The sequence below is a fragment of the Pseudomonas sp. NPDC089534 genome, assembly GCF_044749305.1.
GTDB lineage: Bacteria > Pseudomonadota > Gammaproteobacteria > Pseudomonadales > Pseudomonadaceae > Aquipseudomonas > Aquipseudomonas ekonensis.
The window spans coordinates 152,241-177,153 of record NZ_JBIVHR010000001.1; the positions used below are offsets into that span (position 1 = coordinate 152,241).

The following is a 24,913-nucleotide window of genomic DNA, read 5'->3' on the forward strand; positions in this document are numbered from 1 at the left end:
GGCCCGTCACCCATACGACCATCTCATCCAGAGGAAGTCACACGTGTCAGGAACCACTCACACCATCGACGGGCTCACGCGCCGGTTGGCCGAGCATGTCAGTCGGGTCGCGAACGCTCCGCTCACGGCGCACGACACCGAGGCCGTGCGCCGGCTGATCCTCGACCACTTCATCGTCTCGCTGCTCGGCAGCAGCCGTCCCGCCGTGCGGGCCATTGCGCAGTGGTCGCGGCGCTTCGCCGGCTCAGGGCCGTGCCGGGTGCTGGGCGGCGAGTGGTGCACGGATCCGGCCATCGCCGCCCTGGTCAACGGCACCGCCGGACACAGCTATGAACTCGATGACACCCACAACGAAACCGCCAGCCATCCCGGCTGCGTGGTGATCGCGGCGGCCCTGGCGGTAGCCACGGTGACCGATGCGCCGCAAACGCAATTGCTGCGTGCCGTGGCCGCCGGCTACGAAGCCATGGCCCTGATCGGCAGCACGGCCGGCGGCCTCGACACCGTGCACCGAGGGTTTCACCCGACCGCCGTGTACGGCGTTTTCGGTGCGGCCACGGCCTGCATCGCATTGCGGGCCTTCAGCGAACAGCGCGAGGTCGACGTCGAGACCGTCATCGCCGCCTGGGGGCACGCGTTGTCGCAGGCGGGGGCGTCGATGCAGTTTTCGGTCGAGACGACCGGCGGCGAGGTGAAGCGGGTGCACGCCGGGATCGGCGCGCGCAACGGCGTCATGGCGGCGGATTTCGCCTTGCTGCCGGCGGTTTCGGCACCGCGCCTGGCACTGGAAGGCACGTACGGGGCCGCGGCGATCTTCGGCGGCGCACTGCGTGACGTGGTGCCCGGCGACACGTTGCAGGTGCACAACATCAGCCTCAAGCCCTATGCCTGCTGCCGGCTGTTCCACTCGACCATCGATGCGCTCGCCGAAGTGACCGACGGCTTCCGGGTGGATGCACGGCTCATCACCGAGATTGTGATCACCGGCCCGCGGCTGGTTGCCGAACAGCACATGACCCGTGCCGAGTCGACGATGACGGCCCAGTACAGTTGTCCCTACATCGTCGGCGCGACGCTGGCCTACGGTCCCAACCGGTATGACGCCTACAGCGAGGCGTTTCTCGAGGATCAGGCCATTCTGGGCATCGCGGCCAAAGTGCGCTTTGAAGTGAGCGAGGCGCTTGAGGCCCAGTACTACCCCAAACACTTCGCCAGCGGCGTGACGATGCGCTTTGCCGATGGCACGAGCCGTTCCGCGCTGGTGGTCGACAGCGTGGGCACGCCGCTCAAGCCCATGTCCAAGGCGCAGATCGTCGCCAAGGGCGAGAGCCTTGCGGCGCAGCCTCAATTTCCCCGCGTGGACGCATTGGCCGAACTGATCTGGGCCGATGCCGGAGCTAGCGCTCTGGCAGCCGGCTTGACCGCAGGCAGCGCTGACGCACGGAAAGAACATTCGGAGGCCACGAAATGAGCCGATTGGCAGGCAAAGTCGCAATCATCACCGGCGCCGGCAGCGGATCGGGCATGGGCGCCGCCATCTCGCGGCTGTTTGCCCGGCAAGGTGCCTGTGTCGTCGTCACCGACGTCAAGGGGCGGGAGGACGCCTTGAGTGAGTTGAGCGCCGAACTTCGGGCCGAGGGCCTGCGCGCGCTGCCGGCGGTACTGGACGTCACACAGGAGGACGACTGGCATTCTGTGGTCGAACGGGCGCTGGGCGATTACGGCAGGGTCGACATTCTGGTCAACAACGCGGGCGTCCTGGGACAGCAGGGCGGGCTCGACGCCATCGAACGCGACGATCTCGCACGGCTGATGAACGTGAACGTGAACAGCCAGTTCCTGGGTATCAAAGCGTTGACGGCGGCCTTCGGGAAACAAGGTGCAGGCACCGTCGTGAACATCGGCTCGATCGGTTCGATGGTCGCCTTCCCCAACGTGAACCCTGGCTACGCCGCCTCCAAAGGCGCCTCGCGGATGTTGAGCAAAGCCATCGCCGTTGATTTCGCCCACAAGGGGATCCGTGTCAATTCCGTGTTGCCGGGATTCATCGCGACGCCGATGGCGACGGACTTCACCCAGGACGAGGTCCTTATGCAGACGCTCGCCGCCGCGATCCCCATGGGCCGGCCAGGCCTGCCGGAAGAGGTCGCCCAGGCCGCGCTGTTTCTGGCCAGTGACGAGTCTGCCTACATCACCGCAGCGGAGATCGTGGTGGACGGCGGTTACACCGCAGTCTGACGGACCGCCTTCGATTCGCCGCGTTTCGCGGCGCTCACGGCATGACCTGGACTCCCGGCGGATGCGCGTCAGCCATTCGCCGCCCATGCCTCCCGCTGCCGAAGGATCGGACCAGGTATCCGTCGCAGCCTTTGTCCTGACTCGGGAAAACACAATGACAACAAGTCCTATCGAGTTCTCGCCTGTACGGTCGCGCCAGCCCCTTTCGGGGAGGAACCCATCATGACGGCAAAAAGACTGTGGCCGCTGGCGGGCGCCTTCATTACGCTGGACAGCGGGCTCATTTCCCTGGGCACGCACGGCCCGCTGACGGTACCGATCCCGTGTTTCCTGATCGAGCATGAGCGCGGGCTGATCCTGTTCGACACCGGCCTTGTTCCCGACGCATGGGACGATCCGCGCGCCGTCTACGGTGACCTGGTCGACGTCTTTTCCCTGGAGTGCCCGGAGGAAAATACCTTGGAGAAACAGATCAACAAGGCCGGGTTCGCACTGAGCGACGTGACCCATGTGATCATCTCCCACGCCCATTTCGACCACACCGGCGGCATGTTCCTGTTTCCGCAGGCGGAGTTCTACATGTCCGAGGCCGATATCCGCTATGCGTTCTGGCCTGACGCGGCCTACCGCGGCTTCTACCGGCACCAGGATCTGGAAGCCACGCGCTTCTTCAACTGGAATCCCTTACGCGAGGATCTCGACCTGTTCGGGGACGGCAGCCTCGTGCTCTACCAGACGCCCGGCCACACCCTGGGCGAGCTCAGCCTGCTGGTGAAGCTGCCTTCGAAAACCTTCCTGATCGCCGGAGACACGGTGCATCTGCGTTCCGGGCTGGTGGCCATGTGTCCGTGCCCGGTCGACATCAATGCCTTGCAGGCCATTCAGTCGATCCAGCGCATCAAGCAAATCAGCGTCAGCACCCAGGCGGAAATCTGGGTGCCCCATGACCCTGACGACTGGGAACGCCTGGGAACGGTGGAGGGCGGGCACGCCTGATAAGGTGGATCCGGCCAGGCGGATGCGCCAAGCGTCCGCATGGCCGGCCGGATCAGGCCAGGCAGCCCCTGAGACCCTCATCGATCTGCACCCGAGGCAGGTCGGTGCCGATGAAGACTATCCGGCTTTCCACTTTCTCCTCGGGTTTCCAGCGCGGGCCGATGGTGCTGCCCAGGATCTGGTGCACGCCCTGGAAGATGAACTTGCGGTCGAAGCCGCTCACGGCGAGGATCCCCTTGTACCTGAGCAACTGCGGGCCGTGGGTCTCCACAAGCTGCGCGAGGAAGCGTTGAAGCGGCTCAGGATCGAAAGCCTTCGCCGAGCGGAAGACGAAGCTGGTGACTTCATCATGAGCGTGGTGGCTGCAATGGCCGTCGTGTACGTGATCGGCCGGGCAATGGTGTTCGGTCGCGCTCAGGAAGGACGGTGCGATATCCAGGATGCCGTCGAGGCTGAAACCCCGCACATCGAAGAAATCCTGGAGGTCGACGGCACCATGGCGGAGGATTCTTTGCGGTGCACGCGGATTGACGCGGGCTAGGCGCTGCTGCAACCGGTCGAGGTCGTCGGCCGTCACCAGATCTGACTTGCTGATGAGCAAACGGTCGGCGAACCCCACTTGCCGGCCGGCCTCCTTGCGGCTGTCGAGTTGGTGCCAGGCATGTTTGGCGTCGACCACGGTCGCGATGGAATCGAGCAGGTACAGGCCGGCGATCGCCGCATCGGCAAAGAACGTTTGCGCGACGGGCCCCGGATCGGCCAGCCCGGTAGTTTCGATGACGACCCGGTCGAACGCCAGTTGACCGTCTTTCTTCTTCTGCGCGAGCAGCATGAGCGCTTCGCACAGGTCTTCGCGAATGGAGCAGCAGATGCAGCCATTGGTCATCTGGTAGATCCGCTCCTCGCTGCAGGAGACCAAGAACTCCTTGTCGATGTTCTCTTCGCCGAATTCGTTCTCGATGATCGCCAGCCGCTGACCGTGCCGTTCCTCAAGCAATCTTTTGAGGAGTGTGGTTTTGCCGGCCCCCAGGAAGCCGGTCAGGATCGTTACGGGAATCTGCATCATTGGTGTGGGCCCCGGGCCGTGTCAGGAGCCTCGTAAGCTACTCCACGGGCCAACGGCGACCAATTCGCAAATCCCGAACCGGCAATTCGCGTTTGCGCCAGCGGCCGTCACTCCATGGCGATGCTGACTGCCCGGCGCCGGTACTGGCTCGGCGTGGCGGCCATGATGCGCTTGAATGCGGTGCTGAACGAACTCTCCGACTCGTAGCCCAGGGAAAAAGCGATGGTCGACACGTTGTCGGTGCCGGTGCGCAGCCGGTTGGCGGCCATCAGCATCCGCCAGCGCGCCAGGTAGTCCATCGCGGTGTTGCCGACCAACGCCTTGAAGCGTTGCGCAAACACCGTGCGGGAAACGCCGGCGATTCGCGCCAGTTCCTCCAGGGACCACTGCCGCGACGGCTCGGCGTGCAAGGCCGCGATGGCCAGGCTGATCTGCCGGTCGGTGAGGGCGAGAAACCAGCCCTTGGGCAGTTCGTTGGCGCTTTGCAGATAAAGGCGCAGCACCTGCACCAGCATCAGGTGCGCCAGGTGGGTGGACATGAGTGCGCCGCCGGGTTGCGGATTGCGCAGCTCGTTCGCCCACTGGTCCAGCAACCAGCGCAGCACACTTGCCTGGCTTGAGGCCTTGGGGATGTTGATGACGGCAGGCAGGGCCTCGAACAGCACGGCGGCATGGTCGCCGGAAAAGGCGAAGCGGCCGCTGATGAGGAAGACTTCGCCTCCGCCGTTGTGCACGGCGATCCCGTCGCGGCTCACAGCTTCCAGGATGCGGTCGCCGCCTTCGGCCGGCAGGTCCGGGTCGGAGGACAGAATGAAACGGCGGTCGCTGTTGAGCAGGAAGCAGTCTCCTTCTTCGAACCGGATCGGCTGCTCCAGCCCCTCGGCGATGCCCCAGCAACTGCCGCGGATCACTGCGGTGAACTTGATGCCGTCATGGGCGGGAAAATCGAAGGACCAGTCACCGGCGGCGTCGAAGCCGGCATAGAACTGGTTGCGTGGCTGTAGCAGCGACAGCACGTCGGACAGAGGATCCATGGCCGTGATTCCGTACTTTTAACAAAGATAAGCGGACTTTACGACATGGCTCGTTCGGAGCTCAAGGCGTATCTTCACAGCCATCGTCATCTGGAGAACACCCTATGAACACGCCGAACACCGTCTGGTTGATCACCGGCGCCTCCTCAGGCTTCGGCAAGGCCCTGGCCGAAGCCGTCATCGCTGCCGGCCACCGGGTCGCCGTCACCGCCCGTCGCCAAGACCGCTTGCAGGCACTGGCCCAAGGCCGCGAGGCGCAAGTGCTGCCCCTGGCCCTGGACATCACCGACGCCGCCGCTCGCGAACGTGCGGTGGCCGACACCCTGACGCGCTTCGGCCGCATCGACGTGCTGGCCAACGTGGCCGGCAGCGGCTCGCTGGGTGCGGTCGAGGAGTTCACCGAAGCCGAACTGCGGGCTCAGTTCGAGCTGAACTTCTTCGCCACCACCCAGATGAGCTGTGCCGTACTGCCGCAGATGCGTCAACAAGGGAGCGGGCATATCTTGACCGTGACCAGCGTCGCGGGCCTGGCGCCGATCACCGGCTGCGGGCCGTACTGCGCCAGCAAATTCGCCCTGGAGGCCTGGACCGAAACCCTGGCCATGGAAGTGGCGCCGCTGGGCATCCGCGTCACCCTGGTGGAGCCGGGGTCGTTCCGCACCGGTTTCGCCGGCGACGTCAATGTGCGTCCGGCCCGCCGTCTCAACACCTACCGCGACATCGTCGGCCCGGTCGAGCGCTTTCTGGAGCAGTCCGCCGGCCACGAGATCGGCGACCCCGCCAAGGCGGCCGGCGTGATCCTCGAAGCGGTCAACCGTTCCGCGGCGCCGGTTCGTCTGATGCTGGGCGCTGATGCCTATGCGCTGTGGGACCAGACCATCGAACGGCGCATCCAGGACATCGATGCCTGGCGGGAGCGGGGCCTGGCGACCGCGTTCGACGGCGTCGAGCTGAAGCCCATCGGCGGCTGATCCGCCCCAACTCTTTCACCGGGTCGCACTGACCCAGGAGACGACAACATGAGCAATCCATCCGCAAAAGTCTGGCTGATCACCGGCGCCTCGTCCGGTTTCGGCAAAGCCCTCGCCGAGGCGGTGATCGCCAACGGCGACATCGCCGTCATCACCGCTCGCCGCCTTGAGCGCCTTCAAGCCATGGCCCGGGGGTTCGAGGATCGGGTACTGCCGCTGGCCGTGGACGTCACCGACGCCGACGCCCGCGACAAGGCCGTGGCCGACACCCTGGCGCGCTTCGGCCGCATCGACGTGCTGGCCAACGTGGCCGGTCGGGGCGTGGCCGGCGCCTGCGAAGAGTTCAGCCTGGAGCAGTTGCGCGAGCAGATGGAGCTTAATTTCTTTGCCGCCGCGGAAATGACCCGTGCCGTCCTGCCGCAGATGCGCAAGCAAGGTGCGGGCAACATTCTCACCGTCAGCAGCATCGCCGGCCTGGTGGCGATGAACGCCGCAGGACCCTACTGCGCCGCCAAGTTCGCCATCGAAGGCTGGACCGAGTCGCTGGCCATCGAGGCCAAGCCGCAGGGCATCCACGTGACCCTGGTCGAGCCGGGGGCGTTCCGCACCGAGTTCGCCGGCGACGTGAACATGCGCCCGGTGGATCGCATTGAGGCTTACCGCCCGATGGTCGAGCCGTTCGAGACGTACCTGGAGACCTCCGCCGGCAAACAGATGGGTGACCCGGCCAAGGCCGCGCAGCGCATGCTCGAAGTGGTCGCCAGCGAGGCGCCGCCAATCCGCCTGATGCTGGGGCGCGATGCCTTCTCGATCTGGGAGGCGACCCTCAGCAAGCGTCAGGAAGACCTGAACCGTTGGCGCGAGCGCGGCGAGGACACCGCCTTCGACGGTGCCGAGCTGGTGGAGATCCAACTGTAATGACCACCACAACAGCTTGGGGCCTGGAGGAGGGTAAGGCCGTGTCGGACCCGCAGACGCCCCTGAACACCGGTTTCGGCAGGCACAGCACAGCCACCGAGGTGCTGGCCGGCATCGATCTGTCCGGCAAGCGGATCATCGTCACGGGTGGCCATTCCGGCCTGGGTCTGGAAACCACTCGGGCGTTGACCGGTGCAGGTGCCCAAGTGCTGGTACTGGCGCGCAATCCGGCGGCGGCCGCCCAGGCCCTGGCCGGCCTGCCGAATGTCGAGGTCGACACGCTGGACCTGGCCGACCAGGGCAGCGTGCGCGCTTGCGCCCAGCGGTTCGTCGCCAGCGGCCGGCAGACCGACATCGTCATCTGCAACGCCGCGGTGATGGCTAACCCGGAAAGCCGCGTGGGCAACGGTTGGGAGTCGCAGTTCGGCACCAACCACCTAGGGCATTACACGCTGATCAACCTACTGTGGCCCGCCATTGCGCCGGGGGCGCGGATCGTCTCGCTGTCGTCGATGGGCCATCACTATTCGCCCATGCGCTGGAACGATGTGCAGTTCGACAGCGGCTACGACAAGTGGCTGGCCTACGGGCAGTCCAAGACCGCCATCGCACTGTTCGCCAAGCAACTGGACACCTTGGGGCAGGCCAAGGGCGTGCGTTCGTTCTCGGTGCACCCGGGCAAGATCTACACGCCGCTGCAACGACACATGGACATGGCCGAGATGACGTCGCTGGGCTGGCTCAACGAGGCCGGCGAAGTCATCGACCCGACGTTCAAGGCGCCGCCGCAAGGTGCGGCCACCACCGTATGGACCGCCACCTCAGCCCTGCTCGAAGGCAAGGGCGGACTGTATTGCGAGGACTGCGACGTCGCCGCGCGTGACGACAGCCCGCAGCCGACCGAGTCCGGGGTGCGCAGCTTTGCCATAGATCCGGAGCAGGCCCAGCGCCTGTGGGCGCTGTCGGCCGAACTGACGGGCGTCGATGCTTTCGCCTGAGCCTGGTCTTCGGCGTGCAGGCGTGCAGGCGTGCAGGCGTGCAGGCGTGCAGGCAGGTCATCGGAAAGCTTTACGTACGATCAATAAAGTTTTAAGTACTTTCTAGCATGGGAAGTACCGTCCTTGCCCGGTAACTTATCGCTGTTCATACACTTCGAATGCTCGGGCGACGAGGCCACCACGTCGGGCCGCATCGCCCCCTCGCCATAAAGGAAATCGCAATGAGCAAGACCTGGTTCATCACCGGCGCATCGTCCGGCCTCGGCCGTGAATTGGCCGAGGCCGCACTGGCCAAGGGCGATAACGTGGTGCTTTGCGCCCGGCGCCTGGAGCCGCTTCAGGCGATGGCCGCGCCTTACGGCGGTCGCGCCCTGGCCGTGAAGCTGGACGTTACCGATGCCCAATCGCGCAAAGCCGCCTTGCGCGCGGCCCTGGACGGATTCGGCCGCATCGACGTGCTGGCGAACATCGCGGGCGCCGGCTCCTACGGCGCGCTGGAGGAGTTCACCTCTGCGCAGATCCGCGCCCAGATGGAACTGAACTTCTTCGCCGCCGCCGAACTGTCGCGCGAAGTGCTGCCGCAGATGCGCGCGCAGCAGTCCGGGCACATTCTCAACCTGACCAGCATCGCCGGCCTGGTGGCCTTTCCCGGCAGCGGTCTGTACAACGCCTCCAAGTTCGCCCTCGAAGGCTTCACCGAAGCGCTGCACCATGAGGTCAAACCGCTGGGCATCCGCGTGACGCTGATCGAGCCGGGCGCGTTCCGCACCGACTTCGCCGGCAGCGCGGCGATGAAGGCCGAGGGCGAGATCGCCGAATACGCGGCGCTGGACGCCGGCATGGCCGAGTACTACGCCAGCCAGAACGGCCGGCAGATGGGCGATCCGGCCAAAGGGGCGGCGGTGATCGTCGACATGGTCAACAGCGCGGTCGCTCCGGTGCGCCTGCTGCTCGGCGAAGACGCCTATCAACTGTGGGAAGGCGCCGTCGCCTCGCGCAACCGCGACATCGCACCTTGGCGCGCCCGGGGCGAGGACACTGCCTTTGCTGACGCTGTGAAGAACCCCGTCCAGGCGCTCTGAGTGCCCTACGGCCAGCGGCGATCGCCGCTGGCCGCTTTTCCTTTCCGACATTTTCAAGGAGAACCTCAAGGTGGCTCTTAGCTCTTCCCTGCGTGCCATTCCGGCGTTGCTGCCCCTGTCGTTCGCTGCAGCGCTGGTCGGCTGCGGCAAGCAGGATGCGGCACAAGCGGTGGTCACGCCCCAGGTAGGCGTCTATCAGGTCAACGCCCGGCCGCTGGAACTGACCAGCGATCTGCCTGGCCGCACATCGGCCTATCGAGTGGCCGAAGTGCGCCCGCAAGTCTCGGGCATCCTCCAGAAACGCACCTTCGTTGAAGGCAGCGAGGTCAAGCAAGGCCAGGCGCTGTACCAGATCGACCCACGCACCTACAACGCCCAGTCGGGCCGCGCCGAGGCCAACTTGCGCAGCGCCGGTAACCTAGCCCAGCGCTACCAGCGCCTGTTGCAGACCAACGCCGTCAGCCAGCAGCAGTACGACGACGCGCAAGCCAACTGGCTGCAGGCCCAGGCCGATGCGCAGATGGCGCGGATCAACGTGCAGTACACCCAAGTGCTGTCGCCGATTTCCGGGCGCATCGGGCGTTCTTCGGTGACCGAAGGCGCGCTGGTCACCAGCGGCCAGCCCCAGGAGCTGGCCACCGTGACCCAATTGGACCCGATCTATGTCGACGTGACCCAGCCGATCACCAAGCTGCTCGGTCTGCAGCGGGCCCTGGAGTCTGGGCGTCTGCAGAACGGCGAGCGCCAGGCCGAGGTCGGCCTGACGCTGGACGACGGCAGCGCCTATCCGCTCAAGGGCACCCTGAAATTCTCCGAAGTGAGGGTTGACCCGACCACCGGATCGGTGACTCTGCGCGCCGAGTTCCCCAACCCCCGGCGCACCTTGCTGCCCGGCATGTTCGTGCGTGCTCGGCTCAATGAGGGCTTGAACGAAGCGGCCCTGCTTGTTCCGCAACAGGCGGTCGTGCGCGACGGCCGCGGGCAGCCGCTGGTGTGGGTGGTGGGTGCGGATAATCACGTGCAGCAGCGCGAGGTCCAGACCCTACGCACGGTCGGCAACGCCTGGCTGATCGGCCAAGGCCTGGCGTCCGGCGAGCGTGTCGTCACCGAAGGGCTGCAACGCCTGAGCAAAGGCCTTCTGGTCGAGCCGGCCGAGGCCGGCAACGTCAAGCTGGTCACCGATTTCACCGACACCGCTCAAGCGGCCAACTGAGGAGCGCAGGGCAGATGTCACGCTTTTTCATCGACCGACCGATTTTCGCCTGGGTGCTGGCGATCGTCGCCATGCTTGCCGGCACGTTGTCGCTGTCGAACATGCCGATCAGCCAGTACCCGAACATCGCAGCGCCCGCCGTGTCCATCCAGGTCTCCTATCCGGGGGCGTCGGCGCAGACCGTGCAGGACACCGTCGTCCAGGTCATCGAGCAGCAGATGAGCGGCCTGGACGGCTTCCGCTACATGTCCGCCGAGAGCAACGCCGACGGCAGCATGACCATCATCATCACCTTCGAGCAGGGGGTGAACCCGGACATCGCCCAGGTGCAGGTGCAGAACAAACTGCAGTTGGCGACGCCGCGCCTGCCTGAGGAGGTGCAGCGCCAAGGCCTGCGGGTGGTCAAGTACCAGCAGAACTTCTTCCTGGTGGTGGGCCTGGTGGACAAGTCCGGCAAGCTGGACAACTTCGACCTGAGCAACATCATCGCCTCGGACTTCCAGGATCCGATCTCCCGGGTCAACGGTGTCGGCGACGTGATGCTGTTCGGCGCTCCCTACGCCATGCGCATCTGGCTCAACCCGAGCAAACTCGACAGCTTCCAGCTGACCCCGAGCGACGTGGCCGCCGCGATCCGCGAGCAGAACGTGCAGGTGTCCTCCGGCCAGATCGGCGGCCTGCCGACCCGTGGCGGTGTGCAGCTCAATGCCACGATCATCGGCAAGACCCGCATGACCAGCGCAAAGGAGTTCGAGGACGTGCTGGTCAAGGTCAACGACGACGGCTCGCAGGTGCGGGTCAAGGACGTGGCCAAGGTCGCCCTGGGCGCCGACAACTTCTCCATCAGTATCCGCCACAACGGCCATGAGTCCTCAGGCCTGGCCTTGCGCCTGGCGCCGGGCGGCAACCTGCTGGACACCTCCAAGGCGGTACGTGCAGTGGTGGAGAAGCAGGCGAAGAACCTGCCGGAGGGCGTCGAGGTGATTTTTCCCTACGACACCACCCCCGTGGTCACGGCATCGATCGACTCCGTGGTCCATACCATCTTCGAAGCGGTGGTGCTGGTCTTCCTGGTGATGTTCCTGTTCCTGCAAAGCTTTCGCGCCACGCTGATTCCCACTTTGGCGATCCCAGTGGTGCTGCTGGCGACATTCGCGGTGCTGCCGCTGTTCGGCATCACCATCAACGCCCTGGCCATGTACGCCATGGTCCTGGCCATCGGCCTGCTGGTGGACGACGCCATCGTCGTGGTGGAGAACGTCGAGCGCTTGATGCATGACGAGGGACTTTCGCCGCTGGAGGCGACGCGCAAGTCCATGCAGCAGATCTCCGGCGCCCTGATCGGCATCGGCACGGTGCTGTCGGCGGTGTTTGTGCCGATGGCGTTCTTCGGCGGCTCGGCGGGGATCATCTACAAGCAGTTCGCCGTCACCGTGGTGGTGTGCATGGGCATCTCGGTGCTGGTGGCCCTGGTGTTCACGCCAGCGCTGTGCGCGACCATACTCAAGGCGCCGCAAGGGCATGGGCACACCGAGAAGAAAGGCTTCTTCGGCTGGTTCAACCGCACCTTCGACCGCGGCACCCAACGCTTCGAACGCGGCGTGCAGCATATGCTCGGCCGGCGAGGTCGCTACCTGCTGATTTTCCTGCTGATCACGGTCGGCACCGGCTACCTGTTCACCCGCATCCCCAATGCATTCCTGCCCAACGAGGACCAAGGCGTGCTGATCATCGAGGCGCGCATGCCGGTCAATGGTTCGGCCGAGCGCACCGAGGCGGTGCTGAGCCAGGTCACCGACTACCTGCTCAAGAACGAGGGTGACATCGTCGAATCGGTGCTGACCGTCAACGGCTTCAACTTCGCCGGCCGCGGACAGAACTCCGGCGTGGCGTTCGTCCTGCTCAAGGATTGGGGCGTGCGCCATGCGGCGGGCAAGGACGTGTTCAGCCTCGCCAACCGCGCCAACGCCAGTTTCGCCGGCATCAAGGACGCCACAGTGATGGCCTTCGTGCCGCCGGCGATCCTGGAGATGGGCAACGCCATGGGCTTCGACTTCTATCTGCAGGACAACGCCGGCCTGGGGCACGAAGGGCTGATGGCCGCGCGCGACCAGTTCCTCGCGTTGGCCGCCAAGAGCCCGGTGCTGATGGCCGTGCGCCCGAACGGCAAGGGTGACGAGCCGCAGTACAAGATCGAGATCGACGAAGAGAAGGCGCGCACGCTGCAAGTGAGCATCCAGTCGATCAACGACACCATGTCGGCGGCCTGGGGTTCGATGTACGTCAACGACTTCATCGACCGCGGGCGGATCAAGCGAGTCTACCTGCAAGGCGAGGACACCTCGCGGATCGGCCCCGAGGACTTCGACAAGTGGTACGTGCGCAACGACCGCGGGCAGATGGTGCCGTTCTCGGCCTTCGCCAGCGGACGGTGGGTCGCCGGTTCGCCGAAGCTCGAGCGTTTCGGCGGCATCTCGGCGGTGCAGATCCTCGGCCAGCCGGCACCGGGCTACAGCACCGGCGACGCGATGATCGCCATCGCCGAGATCATGAAGCAGATGCCCGCCGGCGTCGGCCTGAGCTACAACGGCCTGTCCTACGAGGAGATCAAGACCGGCAGCCAGGCGCCGATGCTCTACGCCCTGACCGTGCTGATCGTGTTCCTTTGCCTGGCGGCGCTGTACGAAAGCTGGTCGGTGCCGGCTGCGGTGATCGCCATCGTGCCGGTGGGGATTCTCGGCGCGGTGCTGGCGACCCTGGGTCGGGGCCTCAGCGCCGACGTTTACTTCCAGATCGGACTGATGACGACCATCGGCCTGACCGCGAAGAACGCGATCTTGATCATCGAGTTCGCCAAGGAACTTTATGAGCGCGAAGGCATGCAGTTGGCCAAGGCCGCAGTGGAGGCGGCCCGTCTGCGTCTGCGGCCGATCCTGATGACCTCGCTGGCCTTCACCTTCGGCGTGCTGCCGATGGCCCGCGCCGCCGGCGCAGGTTCCGGCAGCCAGCACTCGCTGGCCACCGGGGTGGTGGGGGGGATGATCACCGCCACTGTGCTTGCGGTGTTCTTCGTACCGTTGTTCTACGTGGCGGTGGTGGCGTTGTTCGAACGGCGCGGCAAGAAACGCGCCGTGCCGGAAGGAGAAACAGTATGAAGCTCAAGATTTTGAGCGTGGCGGTGGCGTTTGCATTGGGCGGTTGCAGCCTGATCCCGGACGACCAACGCCCGGTGGCGGAGATTCCCGCTACCTGGCCACAGGGCGCGGCGTATGCCGCACCTGCCCCGGGCGGTGACGCCAGTGCGCTGGCCTGGCAGGCGGTGTTCCAGGATCCGGCGCTCAAGTGCCTGGTCGAACAAGCCTTGGCCAGCAACACCGACCTGCGTCAGGCCGCACTGAATGTCGAGGCCTACAGGGCGCTGCACCGGATCCAGCGCGCCGAGCAGTTCCCCAGCGTCGGACTGGGCGCGGGCGGCAGCCGCCAGCGGATGCCCGCCGACCTGTCGCCCACGGGCGAGGCGAACATCCAGAGCCAGTACCAGGTGGCGTTCGGCGTTTCCTACGAGCTGGACGTGTTCGGTCGCTTGCGCAGCCTGAGCCGCGCCGCCGCCGAGCAGTATCTGGCCTCGGATGCGGCCCGCCAAAGCGTGCAGATGTCGCTGGTGGCCGACGTTGCCGGCGCCTATCTGGCTTGGCGCAGCGACCAAGAGCAACTGACCTTGGCCCGCTCCACCTTCAAGGCTCAGGCCGCCGGCCAGGCCCTTGTCGAAGACCGCTTCAACAACGGCACCGCCTCGCAGATCGACGTGCGGCAAGCCCGCACGCTGGTGTCCCAAGCCCAGGTGCAGGAGAGCCTGTACACCCGCCAGGTGGCCCAGGACCTCAACGCACTGGAGCGCCTGCTGGGCGGACGATTGCCGGCGGATCTGCCGCCGGGCCGACCGTTGGCCGAACCGATGTTCACGGCGTTCCCCACCGGATTGAGTTCGCAAGCGTTGCTGCGCCGGCCGGACATCCGCGCCGCCGAGCACCGGCTGTTGGCGGCCAACGCCGACATAGGCGCGGCCCGGGCAGCGTTCTTCCCGAGCATCACTCTGACGGGCGCCGCCGGCACCTCCAGTGCAGAGCTGGACGGCCTGTTCAAGGGCGGTTCGGGGATGTGGCAGTTCATGCCGCAGATCAACCTGCCGATCTTCAATGCCGGTCGGCTGAAGGCTGATCTGGATTACGCACGGATTCGCCGCGACATGAACGTGGCCGCGTACGAAGGCGCGATCCAGAGCGCTTTCCGGGAGGTCGCGGACGGATTGGCGGCGCGGGGCACCTACGGCCAGCAGTTGCAGAGCCAACGGGGGCGGGTGGAGGACAACCAGGCCTATTACGATCTGGCTCGTCAGCGCTATGACGAAGGCGTGGACAGCTACATGGCTGTGCTCGACGCCCAGCGCGAGTTGTTCGCGGCCCAACAGCAACTGATCCAGAACCGGTTGGACCAGTTAGTCGCCGAGGTGAACCTGTTCAAGGCGCTTGGAGGAGGGTGGCGCAGCGAAACCGTCGCCAGTCACCAGGAAAACGTCGCTTCCCAACAGCCCTGAAACCTTCAGGTAACACTGACATGCAACTTAACGAGCAATTACTCAAGCGCGTGGATTTCGATGCGTTAGTTGTGTTCATGGTGGTCTTAAGGGAAGGGCAGGTGTCGCGTGCTGCCTCGGCGTTGGGGCTGACTCAACCCGCTGTCAGTAATGTGCTCAACAGGCTTCGTAGGGACTTTGCCGATCCACTGTTCGTTCGCTGTAGTAATGGTGTCAGCCCAACTCCCCGCGCCACAATGATTGCGGGTTTGCTAAACCCCATTCTCATCGAACTTCAAGAAGTGATAACTATGTTGAAGGTAGATTGATAGAGGGATGATCGGAATTAGACCGTCATGGGGTCGAGTCGCTCATGAATTTTAAATTCTTGGGAGACCTTGAGTTTTAATGACGGTCAAAATCCCGATGTCAACTTTAATGCAACACAAATGCTCGACCCAAGGTCTACTTATGAATCGCAATGAACTGCGCAAGGCCGACATCAAACTCATGGTGGTCTTTGAGACCCTGATGCAAGAACGTAACCTTACCCGTGCGGCCGAAAAGCTCTTTCTTGTTCAACCGACCATTAGTGCTGCACTCAACCGTCTGCGGGCCTTGTTTAATGACCCTCTGTTTATTCGTGTCGGCCATCGTATGGAACCTACCGCGCGGGCCAATGAGATCATCCACTATCTCTCGCCCGCTTTGGACGCCATGTCCGTAGCGTTGAGCCTAACGCAGGATTTCGATCCAGCCAGCAGCAGCACGACATTCTGCATTGGCCTGTCTGACGATGTGGAATACAGCCTGCTGCCGCCGCTGCTCCGGAATATCCGTGAGGAGGCACCAGGGGTCACGATCGTCGTTAAGCAGGCCAATTACTGGAATATTTCTGAGCTGCTGATGTCCGCTGAAATTACCGCAGGTGTCTGCTTGGTCCGTGATCTGCCGGCCAATGCCAAACGCAAATCGTTGCGCAGAGTACAGCCAATGGTGGTTCGGGCCGATAGCTCACATGATCCGTTGACCCTCAACGAATACTGCACCCGTCCGCACGTTGTCGTGTCTCATGTTGCTAACATATCCAACTTCGCCGATGAATGGTTGGCTGCGATCAATCGTAAGCGTCGGGTGGTCCTGTCGGTCCCCCAATACAGCACTCTGCCGGCGTTGATGGAAGGCACAGACCTGCTATGTAACTTGCCCGATCACCTGTCCTTGGCAATGGGCAAAAGCAGTGTTTTACGGGGTGAACCATTGCCGTTCGCCACACCGAATCTGGAGTGGTCGATGGTCTGGCTGAGCGTCACGGACTCCGATCCCGCAGAGCGCTGGTTGCGTAAGAAGCTTGAGCAATTCATGGGTGATCGGAGGGCCTAGGAACAATCGAGTGCTGGAGATAATTACGTCACGCACTTTTCCTTAAGCCAGGATAATAGGTGGCGCGCTCCGATTAAATAATTAAAACAATAGGCGCCCTAACACAAAACGGCCGATATCGAAGCTATTAGCTAACGCCAATATCCTGAAAAACTCTGCGCGCGATACATTCGCAAAGCCGTGCCCACCTCACTACAATCTCGGCAGATCGATCAATCCAAAGGTGAGCCGTGGAATTCAGACGGGACAGATTCAACGGCGTCATTGTCGACGCCGCTTCGCTACCGGACGACCCGCAAGCGTTGCGTGATGCCGTCGACGCGTTAGTCGCCCTAATCGAGCATGAGCGCCTGGCTCTGGCCTGGATCACACTGCCGATCAGCAACGCTCAAGACATTCCGGTCTTCACCGCCGCCGGTTTCTCCTTCCATAGCTGTCTGACCGATCAGCTGACCCTAGTGCGCCGCCCATTCGAACAGGCATTCGTCCCATTCATACCCACTCACACCGTAGGTGCGGGCGCCATCGTCATTAACGACGCAGGGGAACTCCTCGTCATAAAGGAGCGAGGTACCACCGGGTTCAAGCTGCCGGGGGGGCATGTAGACGCTGCCGAGCGAATTCAGGATTCGATCGAGCGCGAGGTGCTGGAGGAGACCGGGATCGAATCGAAGTGCGAATCCATCGTGGCGTTTACCACCAAACATCCCTACCAATTTGGCAAATCTAACATTCACTTCATCTGTCGAATGACGGCCTTGACGCAGTGTATCAACGTACTGGACACCGCCGAGATCGAAGAAGCCAAATGGGTAGAGCTGCAAGCCTACCTGGCAGACCCCTGCAACAGCCTGTCCAACCGGCAGCTGGTCAGCGATGTAGCGTTCAGCCAAGGGCTCGTCTGCACGGAGTATTCCGCCAACATCGGGCTTCACAAAAAACAAGAGATTTTTACGGCTCCTTGTTGACCACTACAAAAATAGCGATCTCGTGAGAGAGCTGTTCGATGATGGTCTTGTCGCGACGGCTCTCTCGGCCCATGGTGTCGACCTTCGATAGCAACTGCGCAGCGAGAGCACGCAGTTGATCGGAAGTCATTTGGTCGAGGGCAACGCGTTGGGAAGGGATTGTTTCCGGTGATGCGACAGAATTCCGTTTCGGTCTCAACGTTCACAGCAAAACCGACCGGGGTTAGTGGAAGTGGACATCATGAGCGCTTCTGACCCGACACACTATTTAACATAATATACATTATGCGCATATTCCTATGCGATCATCAGGGCCCGTCTTGGCAAGATTGAAAGCCAGCATCACGACCACTCAGGCCTCTTTCCAATCCTTCGACCACCGCCTTGTCAATAGCACACTTGAGCGACTGTTCCGGATCCGGCCTGGTGTTAGCCTTTGATTGCGTCACTCCACGCAAATGGCCGATCTGTTCAGATTGTTGGTTCATGCAGGTCTGGCCAATGCATAAGTTGCATGTCAGATAACTGAAGGGATTCGAACATGAAAAAGTCCATAGCGGCTCTGGCCGTATCCGCGACGCTCGTATTCACCGCAACGGTCGCGAGCGCTTCTGTGCATCCGACCGCCATCCAGGCGCCGCAAACCGTCGGCCCTGTGACGGCCTCACTGGATACGCCATTCGGAACGCAGCCAAAAGCTGGCGAGATCAAGTTGGCGAGCCTGGCCAGAAGTTGCTCCGATGAACGCTATTCCTGGTGGGAGTACAGCGGCTGGGAAATCGTTGGCTGTCTCGTTAGCGGCCAGTGGTAATTGTCAAGGCAGGCCTGGTGCGTGAGTGCGCACCAGAGCCTGTCGATTGCGCCCTGTCCGGGCATCACAAGGCCAGTCTGTCGATCAATGCCCGATGTTGCGGGAACCGCTCAGTGAGTTCATCTCGTTCGCCCAATTTCATGTCCGCATAGTCGAAGCCCGGCGACACCGCCTCGCTGATCAATCCGAATCCGTGCTCCCCACCCAGTAACCGCGAGGCTTTCCAGACGCCGCCAGGCACGTACAGCTGCAAGTGCTGGCCGGCCAAGACATCGGCGCCCATCACGACGGTTTTCAATGTGCCGTCCGGCAGGATCAGGCTGTACTCGATCGCATCGCCCACATGGTAGTAATGAACGATGTCGGATCGGTTCAGATGCAAATGCCCGATGGGCGCATCTTCGGTCAGCAAGTAGTAGATCGACGACATCAAATGGCGTTTGCCGTCGGGCGTGTCGATCATGGGTTCAAGATCGTTTTGATACGTGCGCCGGTAGAAACCGCCTTCGGCATGGGGCTCCAGGTTGAGCGCGGCCGCCAGTTCCAGTGCGTCATATCGCTTCAATCGTTCGGTCCTCGACTTGATTAATATAACTAAACTAAACAGTCATTTAGCGTAGTTATAATTTATTCGCATGTTTCGTCATCCAAATCTCCACGCCATCGCTTGCGCGCGTGCACGTAAGCCGCCAGATCGTTGTAGCCCAATTGAGCCGCGATTTCCGCCCGGCTGAGCCCCTGCAGCTCCAGATACTGTTCCGTCTCCGCGCGAACCCGGTCAAACAGTTGGCGAAACGTGTGGCCTTCCTCTTCCAGGCGCCGGCGCAGTGTCCGGGCGCTTTGGTGCAACGCTTGTGCTTGGGTTTCCAGGCTGGGCTTCTGGCTCGCCAGCAAGCCCTGGCGGATTCCCTGTGCCACCCTTCCCGCCCAGCCGCTCAGTTGATGCTGGCGGGCCAGACGGCGGTCCAGCTCCTGGCACAGCACTTCCATCATGCCGACGTGTGCCGTGTGCAGCGGCCGCTGCAGACTGACGCGATCGTAATACACACGATTGTGGTCGCAACCAAACCGGACATCTTCACCGAACCACTGTGTGTATTCGGCATGATAGTCAGGCCTCTCATGCGCGAAGCAGGCTCGCTGCGGCAGCACTGCCCTGTCCATGCCGGCGCGCAGCACGCTGACCGACATCACGCAGTAATGCTCGACCACGTAACGCGCCAGGCTCGCCGGCGCATCGATGCGCAACTCGACGCCGAGCCAGTCACCCTCCTCGACCAGTTCCACATGGTCCATGTCCGACGCCAGCGACGCGTAGCGCGCCCAGAAGCGGATCGCCTCTTCGAGATTGGCGCTGAACAGGCAGGCATGGGCCAGCACGTGCCAGTCCTGGCGGCGGAAATGCGAGAAAAGATGCAGGCCGATGGCCGGATCATGGACGGCGGCCTTGGCCCAAAGCTGTTCCAGGGCGACCATGCTGTAGTGGGTTCGCGGCTGTGAGGAACGGCTGTGGAGATAACGCTCCAGCACCCGCCCCAATGGCCCGCGGTGAAACCGCTCCGGCATCGGGTTGGCCGCTTCTCGGGTGATTCTGTCCGTTTTGCGCATATCGTGCGGCGGGCCCTTGGTTTTTTATTGTCTGGCACCGGCCTTGTCGGCCCCAACCAGAGAGTGCCATGAATACAACAACAATAACCAACAGTCCGATCCCGATCATCGGCGCCATCCTGATCGGCTTCATCGTCTTAGAGATCGCCTGCACCTGTTTCAGGCAGCCCCGTGCCCAACGCCGAGACGCGGTCATCGAAATCATCGGTTCTGGCCTGCTGATGGGCGTCACGCTGCCGCTGGTGACGTTCCTCAGCGCCTGGCTGCTCGACCGTTTCGCGCCGCAGACCAAAGACAGCCTCGCCGGCCTGCACTGGCTGCTTGGGCTGTGCCTGTTCCTGGTGCTGGACGACATGACCCAATACTGGTGGCACCGCCTCAGCCACAAGGTGCCGTTCCTGTACTCGCTGCACCGCGCCCATCATTCGGCGCCGTACATGAGCATCCGCATCGTCTACCGCAACAACAGCTTCTATTACCTGCTGATGCCCGGGCTGTGGTTCTCCGGCGCCCTGCTCTACATGGGCCTGGCCCCGGTGTACTTCGGCTACCTGATCGTCAAGATGCTGGTGATCTTCGGGGCCCACAGCAGCGTGCCGTGGGATGAGCGGCTCTACCGCATCCCGGTGCTGCGCCCGTTGATGTGGCTGCTGGAGCGCACCATTTCCACGCCTGCCACCCATTCCGCACACCACGGACTCAATGCCGACGACGGCGTGACCCACTACAAGGGCAACTTCGGCAACCTACTGTTCTTCTGGGATGTGCTGTTCGGCTCGGCCAGGATCACCCGGCGCCGGCCGGAGCACTACGGCATCGAGGACATGCGACCGGTCAGTTGGCAGCACGAGCTGTTCTGGCCGCTGGTGCGCGACAAGCGCCCGCAACCCCGGAAAACCGCCAACCAGGAGCTGGTCCAATGAGCCTGAACATCGTCCTCGTCGCCGGCTCAAGCCAACCTGACAGCCAATCGGCGAAAGTCGCCGCGTTCCTTGGCGGGCGCTTGCAGGCCTTGCAGCTCTGCAGCCGTCCCGGCGTCATCGACCTGGGCCGCGCGCCGCTGCCCTTATGGCCCGCCGAAGACACCCAAGGGATCTGGGCGGATCACGCCGCGTTGCTGCGCGAGGCAGACGCATTGGTTGTCCTCACCCCGGAATGGCACGGCATGGCCTGCCCGGCGCTGAAGAACCTGTTCGTCCATGCCGGCTACCGCGAACTGGGCCACAAGCCTGCGTTGCTGGTGGGCGTCTCGTCCGGCCAGGGCGGCGCCTACCCGCTGTCCGAACTGCGTGCCTCAAGCTACAAGAACTGCCGCATCTGCTACCTGCCCGAACAGCTGATCGTGCGTCAGGTGGAGTCGGTGATGAACGGCCCAGAGAGCGCAGGCCCAGACGACTTACGCATCCGTCGCCGCGCCGACTGGGCGCTTGGCGTGCTCGGCGAATACGCCAAGGCGCTGGCCGGCCTCGGCGCACGCCTGCACCCTGAAGACCCGGACTTCGCCAACGGCATGTGAACCTTTGTCCTTGATGCAGCGGCCAACCGCAAGGGCTGGCCGCCTGTTTCACTCAGTCGATCAGGATCGTGTTGTAGTCGATGCTCAGCGTCTCAAGGTGGACGTGATAGCGGTTCAACAAGGCCGTCAGATCCCTGGGCGTGTAGTCAACGTTGCGCAGCCGCTCCACCGCCATCGCAAAGCCTTTCCAGACATTGGCCACGGCCATGATTTCCTCGCCGGCGATCCTTCGCCGACGGCCGATCTCGACAATCGCCAGCGCATCGGACAACCCGTCGTCGGCGCTCTCAAGCTCGGCGTTGAGCCGCGCTTCCTGCTGGGCGATGGCCTCGATTTCCCTGTCCAGGTTGCCGCGTGCGGTGGCCAGCTCCATGTACTTGATGCCCTCGGACACCATGCCCAGCACTTTGCGGACCAGTTCGATGCCCTGCTTCACCGCTTCCTTCTTCGGGTTCTCCATGTCGATGCCGTCGAGGGCCTCGCCCGACGGGATGTAGTTCTTGTACATGTCGGCCAGGTTGAACTCGCGGATCACCTCCTGCGCCTTGATCAGCGTGTCCCGCTGTTCGGTGCACAAGGCCTTGTTGCGCGCATGTTCGTTCAGCTCGGCGAGGATCCGGGTCTTGCGGGCTTTGGCGACCTTGAGCGGGTCGTCCGCCCGCCCGTCGATCTCCACCTTGTAGACGCTGTGCACCTCGTTCTCCAGACGCCGGGCGCACTCGCAGAACCGCGCTTCGACGCGGTCGAGCATCGTCTCGACCGTGGCCTTGAGGTTGCGCACTTCATCGTTCACCAGGGCGCGGTCTTCGGCGCCAAGGTCATTCCTGCCCAGGGCGTCCCACAACTCTTCGAGGGCGGCGAAATGACGTTGGCCGCTGGCGGTGTCCAGGGCGGCCAGCAGCACCGGAAACGACTCGCGCAAGGTGCGGTCGGTGTTGTTCAGGTAGGCCGCGACCTGCTGCGCCCGCTCCTGCAGGACATCGTCCCGTTCGTGGCGAAAGCGCGCCAGGGTCGCGATGTCGCGGATGGTCTGCACGATCTTCTTCACGTCGATGGCAGGCATGTTCTGGGTGTGGATCGGGGTTGCGCCGTTCATGGCAATGCTCCTCATCAAGGAAAGGGTCACTTGAAGTTCTTTTTGTATTCGTCCAGCGCCTGGTTGAAGGTCTCCAGCAACTCGCCGGCGGTGTTCTTCACATCGCGCCACGGGTCGATCACCAGGGCGAACTCGGCCACGAACGTGGTCAGGCGCAACGCATCGTCGATGCGCTCGAACTGCGACGCGGATGCGTCGATCTTGCTGAGGATGGTTTGCCACATCGTATTGAGGATGTTCAGCGCCGCTTCGGCCCCGGCCATGCGGATGCCGATGTCGCCGAAGTTGGACATCGAGCTCTCGATGGCGCTTTGCAGGCTCTGCTTGGCGCTGACCGACGCTTGCAGGGCATCGACTTCGTCCTTCAGGGCATTGCGCTCCTTCCTCGCGCTCTCGGCCTTCGGCCCGAAGATCGACCCGGTGATCGGCCACAGGATCGGCAAGCCGCCGGAGAAGGACATGCCCACGTAGTAGTCGTAGTCCTTGTCCAGCTGGATGATCCTGGCTTTCTTCTCCTTGAGGGTTTCCCGGGTGTCGGCGATCGACGCGAGCAGGTTGTTGCGCTCCATCAGGTCGTACTTGCCCTTGACCTCCGATTGCAGCCCGAACACCCGCTTGCCGTTCGACAGATCGCCGCCGGCCAGCTCGATCTTGAAGTTCGAGATGCGCGCCTTGAGCTCCCCGGTCGCCGCCTGCTGCCGCTGGATATCGACCTTCATCAACCGGATGATTTCCGTCACCGCCGTGGCCACCTCGCCGTCGTCCGAGGTGTACTTGATGCCGGCCAGGTCATTGCCGGTCATTTGCCCGAGCGTCGTCCTGACGCGCTCCATGATCGGCATTTCCTTGATCACCGACAGGATCTCGCCGCCGCTGCTGACGATGTTCTTGGCGGCGGACGTGAGGTCGATGCTCTGCTGCAGGATCTTGCTTTCCACCGCGTCCCAACTGGCGGCGTGGATCCTGATCTTCTTGAACAGGCCTTGGATGTCGACCGGTTCGAGCCCGGCGATGTCGATCTTCTTGTACTTGAGGTAGGACTCGACCTCCGGCAGTTCGCCGGGCAGCGACAGGCCCTTCTTCACATACTGTTTGATCTTGATGACATCTTCTTTGGTCAGCAGCCCGGCATCGCGGGCGACACCGGGATATTGCCCGGCGATCAGATGCAGGACGGCCTGGGGAAGTGTGTTGGCGCTTTCTTTTTCGTTCAATGGAACAGCCATCTCGAATGCCTCGTTTCATGTGAACCGATACACCGTTTGCATCGGTTCGCAGAACGCTAGATGGCCTTGAAAAGCACAGCAAACTTGCGAAGCACTACCTCCAACTTCATTCAAGCCATTGATTTTGCTGGTAAAAATATAAAGAAGTGATTTCTGGAAACATCAAGCCACATATGCCGGAAACGTCCTACGACCCAGCACTACGGATAACCCGACGATAAAGAATCCAGTCCTCGGCAACCAACAGAAGTCCGTTTACTTATTGCCCCGTTTCAGCGTCTCGCTGGGCAACTCTTTAAACAGCGCCCGGTAACTGCTGGAGAACCGTCCCAGGTGCCAGAACGACCAGTTCATGGCCACTTCCGCCACCGTGGTTTCCCCGCCGCTGCGGTTGAGCAGTTCGCGCCGGGCGCTGTTGAGCCGGCGCAGGCGCAGCCAGTGGGTCGGGGACAGGCCGGTGTAGGCCTTGAACGCCTGCTGCAACTGGCGCAGCGACACCCCGGCGACCTGCGAAAGCTCCAGCAGGTTGACGGTCTCCTCCGGCGAGTCCGCCGCCCATTCGCCGACGCGTTTCATGATCATCCGCTCGTCGGCCCTGCGCTGCTGGGCACCGCGGTCCAGGCATTGCCGGGCGTTATCGAGGATGAACAGGCAGTCCTCCAGCAACTGGCGGGTCAGCGCGTCTTTGGTCGTCGGATCGAAGGTCTGCGCGAGCCGGGTCAGGGTCGCGCTGAGCCAGCGGCTGAACAGCGCGTTCTGCCCGCCGTTGAGCGGCGCCATGAACAGCCCTTCCAGCCGGGCCACGTCCAGGCCGTGCTGACGGACGAAGCCGGGGCCGAACACCACGGCGATCTCCTGGTAGTTCTCCGGGGTGATCCAGATGTTGCGGCTCTCTTCGTTGAGCAGGTACAGCGCGTCGTCGCTGCGGTCGAAACAGAACGCCAGCGCTCCCGGTGGCGCACTGAAATTCTGCTCGACCCGGGTGTTCATCTGCTCTTCGTAGACCTCCACGCCCTCGAGGTCCAGGTAGCGGATCCGCCCGGCGAAATGCCCGGGCGACATCTGCTGGTAATGCTGGACCCAACCCGGCGTGGCGCGGATCTGTTCGGTGACGTCGGCGGTGTCGAAGGCTTGGACCTGGATCGGGTTACACGTTGTCATGGGAGTGCATCTGGGCCGGGCCCTTCCATCGCCCGGCCAGCCTGCTGGTGGACCG

The 24,913-nt window shown here is 63.2% G+C and carries 23 protein-coding genes; 16 read left to right on the top strand and 7 right to left on the bottom strand.

Annotation, left to right across the window (positions count from 1 at the left end):
• The first annotated feature begins 43 nt into the window (after positions 1-43).
• From ACIP0B_RS00605 to ACIP0B_RS00615, 3 genes are all read left to right on the top strand, one after another.
• Positions 44-1,471, top strand: a complete 1,428-nt coding sequence (locus tag ACIP0B_RS00605; RefSeq protein WP_400828887.1) for an MmgE/PrpD family protein — start codon at positions 44-46, stop codon at positions 1,469-1,471.
• Positions 1,468-2,238: an SDR family NAD(P)-dependent oxidoreductase gene (locus ACIP0B_RS00610; protein WP_400828889.1), complete on the top strand. Its 771-nt coding sequence runs from the start codon at positions 1,468-1,470 to the stop codon at positions 2,236-2,238. The genes ACIP0B_RS00605 and ACIP0B_RS00610 overlap by 4 nt, the downstream gene beginning before the upstream one ends.
• A gap of 222 nt (positions 2,239-2,460) precedes the next feature.
• The gene (locus ACIP0B_RS00615) at positions 2,461-3,234 is read left to right on the top strand and encodes an N-acyl homoserine lactonase family protein (RefSeq protein WP_400828891.1); all 774 of its coding nucleotides are present in this window, start codon (positions 2,461-2,463) and stop codon (positions 3,232-3,234) included.
• 52 nt (positions 3,235-3,286) lie between these two features.
• On the opposite strand, the gene ACIP0B_RS00620 is transcribed toward ACIP0B_RS00615, so the two are convergent.
• Together ACIP0B_RS00620 and ACIP0B_RS00625 are read right to left on the bottom strand one after the other, a co-directional pair.
• Positions 3,287-4,300 (bottom strand): CobW family GTP-binding protein, encoded by a 1,014-nt coding sequence (locus tag ACIP0B_RS00620; RefSeq protein ID WP_400828893.1) that lies wholly within the window; start codon positions 4,298-4,300, stop codon positions 3,287-3,289.
• A 107-nt stretch (positions 4,301-4,407) separates the two neighbouring features.
• Positions 4,408-5,334, bottom strand: coding sequence for an AraC family transcriptional regulator (locus tag ACIP0B_RS00625; protein ID WP_400828895.1), 927 nt, complete (start codon positions 5,332-5,334; stop codon positions 4,408-4,410).
• 104 nt (positions 5,335-5,438) lie between these two features.
• On the opposite strand from ACIP0B_RS00625, the gene ACIP0B_RS00630 reads away from it, so the two are divergent.
• The 11 genes from ACIP0B_RS00630 to ACIP0B_RS00680 all read left to right on the top strand — a co-directional run bounded on the left by ACIP0B_RS00630 (position 5,439) and on the right by ACIP0B_RS00680 (position 18,251).
• A complete protein-coding gene (locus ACIP0B_RS00630) occupies positions 5,439-6,305 on the top strand; it encodes an oxidoreductase (RefSeq protein WP_400828897.1) in 867 nt (288 codons plus the stop codon).
• 48 nt (positions 6,306-6,353) lie between these two features.
• Complete coding sequence (locus tag ACIP0B_RS00635; RefSeq protein ID WP_400828899.1) at positions 6,354-7,223, top strand: oxidoreductase; 870 nt, start codon at positions 6,354-6,356, stop codon at positions 7,221-7,223.
• Positions 7,224-7,264: 41 nt separating this feature from the next.
• On the top strand, positions 7,265-8,221 hold the full coding sequence (locus tag ACIP0B_RS00640) for an SDR family NAD(P)-dependent oxidoreductase (protein WP_400828937.1): 957 nt from the start codon (positions 7,265-7,267) through the stop codon (positions 8,219-8,221).
• A 221-nt stretch (positions 8,222-8,442) separates the two neighbouring features.
• Positions 8,443-9,303 (top strand): oxidoreductase, encoded by an 861-nt coding sequence (locus ACIP0B_RS00645; RefSeq protein WP_400828901.1) that lies wholly within the window; start codon positions 8,443-8,445, stop codon positions 9,301-9,303.
• Between the two features lie 70 nt (positions 9,304-9,373).
• The gene (locus ACIP0B_RS00650) at positions 9,374-10,516 is read left to right on the top strand and encodes an efflux RND transporter periplasmic adaptor subunit (RefSeq protein WP_400828903.1); all 1,143 of its coding nucleotides are present in this window, start codon (positions 9,374-9,376) and stop codon (positions 10,514-10,516) included.
• Positions 10,517-10,530: 14 nt separating this feature from the next.
• Entirely contained in the window at positions 10,531-13,671 is a 3,141-nt protein-coding gene (locus ACIP0B_RS00655) for an efflux RND transporter permease subunit (RefSeq protein ID WP_400828905.1), read from the top strand.
• On the top strand, positions 13,668-15,110 hold the full coding sequence (locus tag ACIP0B_RS00660) for an efflux transporter outer membrane subunit (protein ID WP_400828907.1): 1,443 nt from the start codon (positions 13,668-13,670) through the stop codon (positions 15,108-15,110). The genes ACIP0B_RS00655 and ACIP0B_RS00660 overlap by 4 nt, the downstream gene beginning before the upstream one ends.
• A 20-nt stretch (positions 15,111-15,130) precedes the next feature.
• Complete coding sequence (locus ACIP0B_RS00665) at positions 15,131-15,418, top strand: LysR family transcriptional regulator (RefSeq protein WP_400828909.1); 288 nt, start codon at positions 15,131-15,133, stop codon at positions 15,416-15,418.
• A 142-nt stretch (positions 15,419-15,560) separates the two neighbouring features.
• On the top strand, positions 15,561-16,472 hold the full coding sequence (locus tag ACIP0B_RS00670; RefSeq protein WP_400828911.1) for a LysR family transcriptional regulator: 912 nt from the start codon (positions 15,561-15,563) through the stop codon (positions 16,470-16,472).
• 230 nt (positions 16,473-16,702) lie between these two features.
• A complete protein-coding gene (locus ACIP0B_RS00675) occupies positions 16,703-17,440 on the top strand; it encodes an NUDIX domain-containing protein (protein ID WP_400828913.1) in 738 nt (245 codons plus the stop codon).
• A gap of 541 nt (positions 17,441-17,981) precedes the next feature.
• On the top strand, positions 17,982-18,251 hold the full coding sequence (locus ACIP0B_RS00680) for a hypothetical protein (RefSeq protein WP_400828915.1): 270 nt from the start codon (positions 17,982-17,984) through the stop codon (positions 18,249-18,251).
• A gap of 64 nt (positions 18,252-18,315) precedes the next feature.
• Here ACIP0B_RS00680 and ACIP0B_RS00685 read toward each other — a convergent pair whose 3' ends face one another.
• Both ACIP0B_RS00685 and ACIP0B_RS00690 read right to left on the bottom strand, forming a co-directional pair.
• Positions 18,316-18,816 (bottom strand): cupin domain-containing protein, encoded by a 501-nt coding sequence (locus tag ACIP0B_RS00685; RefSeq protein WP_400828917.1) that lies wholly within the window; start codon positions 18,814-18,816, stop codon positions 18,316-18,318.
• 62 nt (positions 18,817-18,878) lie between these two features.
• Entirely contained in the window at positions 18,879-19,859 is a 981-nt protein-coding gene (locus ACIP0B_RS00690) for an AraC family transcriptional regulator ligand-binding domain-containing protein (protein WP_400828919.1), read from the bottom strand.
• Between the two features lie 68 nt (positions 19,860-19,927).
• On the opposite strand from ACIP0B_RS00690, the gene ACIP0B_RS00695 reads away from it, so the two are divergent.
• Together ACIP0B_RS00695 and ACIP0B_RS00700 are read left to right on the top strand one after the other, a co-directional pair.
• Entirely contained in the window at positions 19,928-20,782 is an 855-nt protein-coding gene (locus ACIP0B_RS00695; RefSeq protein ID WP_400828921.1) for a sterol desaturase family protein, read from the top strand.
• A complete protein-coding gene (locus tag ACIP0B_RS00700) occupies positions 20,779-21,375 on the top strand; it encodes an NADPH-dependent FMN reductase (RefSeq protein ID WP_400828923.1) in 597 nt (198 codons plus the stop codon). The genes ACIP0B_RS00695 and ACIP0B_RS00700 overlap by 4 nt, the downstream gene beginning before the upstream one ends.
• Before the next feature lie 52 nt (positions 21,376-21,427).
• Here the strand turns inward: ACIP0B_RS00700 and ACIP0B_RS00705 are convergent, their stop codons facing one another.
• The 3 genes from ACIP0B_RS00705 to ACIP0B_RS00715 form a co-directional block, all read right to left on the bottom strand.
• Complete coding sequence (locus ACIP0B_RS00705; protein WP_400828925.1) at positions 21,428-22,471, bottom strand: alpha-xenorhabdolysin family binary toxin subunit B; 1,044 nt, start codon at positions 22,469-22,471, stop codon at positions 21,428-21,430.
• Positions 22,472-22,497: 26 nt separating this feature from the next.
• A complete protein-coding gene (locus tag ACIP0B_RS00710) occupies positions 22,498-23,697 on the bottom strand; it encodes an alpha-xenorhabdolysin family binary toxin subunit A (RefSeq protein WP_400828927.1) in 1,200 nt (399 codons plus the stop codon).
• Positions 23,698-23,952: 255 nt separating this feature from the next.
• Positions 23,953-24,858 (bottom strand): helix-turn-helix domain-containing protein, encoded by a 906-nt coding sequence (locus ACIP0B_RS00715; RefSeq protein ID WP_400828929.1) that lies wholly within the window; start codon positions 24,856-24,858, stop codon positions 23,953-23,955.
• Between the last annotated feature and the right edge of the window lie 55 nt (positions 24,859-24,913).

What these genes read in the sequence shown, in the direction of transcription:
- ACIP0B_RS00655 (WP_400828905.1), top strand. Translation starts at nt 10,531, where the DNA reads ATGTCACGCTTTTTCATCGACCGACCGATTTTCGCCTGGGTGCTGGCG.
- ACIP0B_RS00620 (WP_400828893.1), bottom strand. Translation starts at nt 4,300, where the DNA reads ATGATGCAGATTCCCGTAACGATCCTGACCGGCTTCCTGGGGGCCGGC.
- ACIP0B_RS00615 (WP_400828891.1), top strand. Translation starts at nt 2,461, where the DNA reads ATGACGGCAAAAAGACTGTGGCCGCTGGCGGGCGCCTTCATTACGCTG.
- ACIP0B_RS00700 (WP_400828923.1), top strand. Translation starts at nt 20,779, where the DNA reads ATGAGCCTGAACATCGTCCTCGTCGCCGGCTCAAGCCAACCTGACAGC.
- ACIP0B_RS00610 (WP_400828889.1), top strand. Translation starts at nt 1,468, where the DNA reads ATGAGCCGATTGGCAGGCAAAGTCGCAATCATCACCGGCGCCGGCAGC.
- ACIP0B_RS00665 (WP_400828909.1), top strand. Translation starts at nt 15,131, where the DNA reads ATGCAACTTAACGAGCAATTACTCAAGCGCGTGGATTTCGATGCGTTA.
- ACIP0B_RS00695 (WP_400828921.1), top strand. Translation starts at nt 19,928, where the DNA reads ATGAATACAACAACAATAACCAACAGTCCGATCCCGATCATCGGCGCC.
- ACIP0B_RS00680 (WP_400828915.1), top strand. Translation starts at nt 17,982, where the DNA reads ATGAAAAAGTCCATAGCGGCTCTGGCCGTATCCGCGACGCTCGTATTC.
- ACIP0B_RS00625 (WP_400828895.1), bottom strand. Translation starts at nt 5,334, where the DNA reads ATGGATCCTCTGTCCGACGTGCTGTCGCTGCTACAGCCACGCAACCAG.
- ACIP0B_RS00705 (WP_400828925.1), bottom strand. Translation starts at nt 22,471, where the DNA reads ATGAACGGCGCAACCCCGATCCACACCCAGAACATGCCTGCCATCGAC.
- ACIP0B_RS00715 (WP_400828929.1), bottom strand. Translation starts at nt 24,858, where the DNA reads ATGACAACGTGTAACCCGATCCAGGTCCAAGCCTTCGACACCGCCGAC.
- ACIP0B_RS00630 (WP_400828897.1), top strand. Translation starts at nt 5,439, where the DNA reads ATGAACACGCCGAACACCGTCTGGTTGATCACCGGCGCCTCCTCAGGC.
- ACIP0B_RS00660 (WP_400828907.1), top strand. Translation starts at nt 13,668, where the DNA reads ATGAAGCTCAAGATTTTGAGCGTGGCGGTGGCGTTTGCATTGGGCGGT.
- ACIP0B_RS00690 (WP_400828919.1), bottom strand. Translation starts at nt 19,859, where the DNA reads ATGCGCAAAACGGACAGAATCACCCGAGAAGCGGCCAACCCGATGCCG.
- ACIP0B_RS00710 (WP_400828927.1), bottom strand. Translation starts at nt 23,697, where the DNA reads ATGGCTGTTCCATTGAACGAAAAAGAAAGCGCCAACACACTTCCCCAG.
- ACIP0B_RS00645 (WP_400828901.1), top strand. Translation starts at nt 8,443, where the DNA reads ATGAGCAAGACCTGGTTCATCACCGGCGCATCGTCCGGCCTCGGCCGT.
- ACIP0B_RS00635 (WP_400828899.1), top strand. Translation starts at nt 6,354, where the DNA reads ATGAGCAATCCATCCGCAAAAGTCTGGCTGATCACCGGCGCCTCGTCC.
- ACIP0B_RS00670 (WP_400828911.1), top strand. Translation starts at nt 15,561, where the DNA reads ATGAATCGCAATGAACTGCGCAAGGCCGACATCAAACTCATGGTGGTC.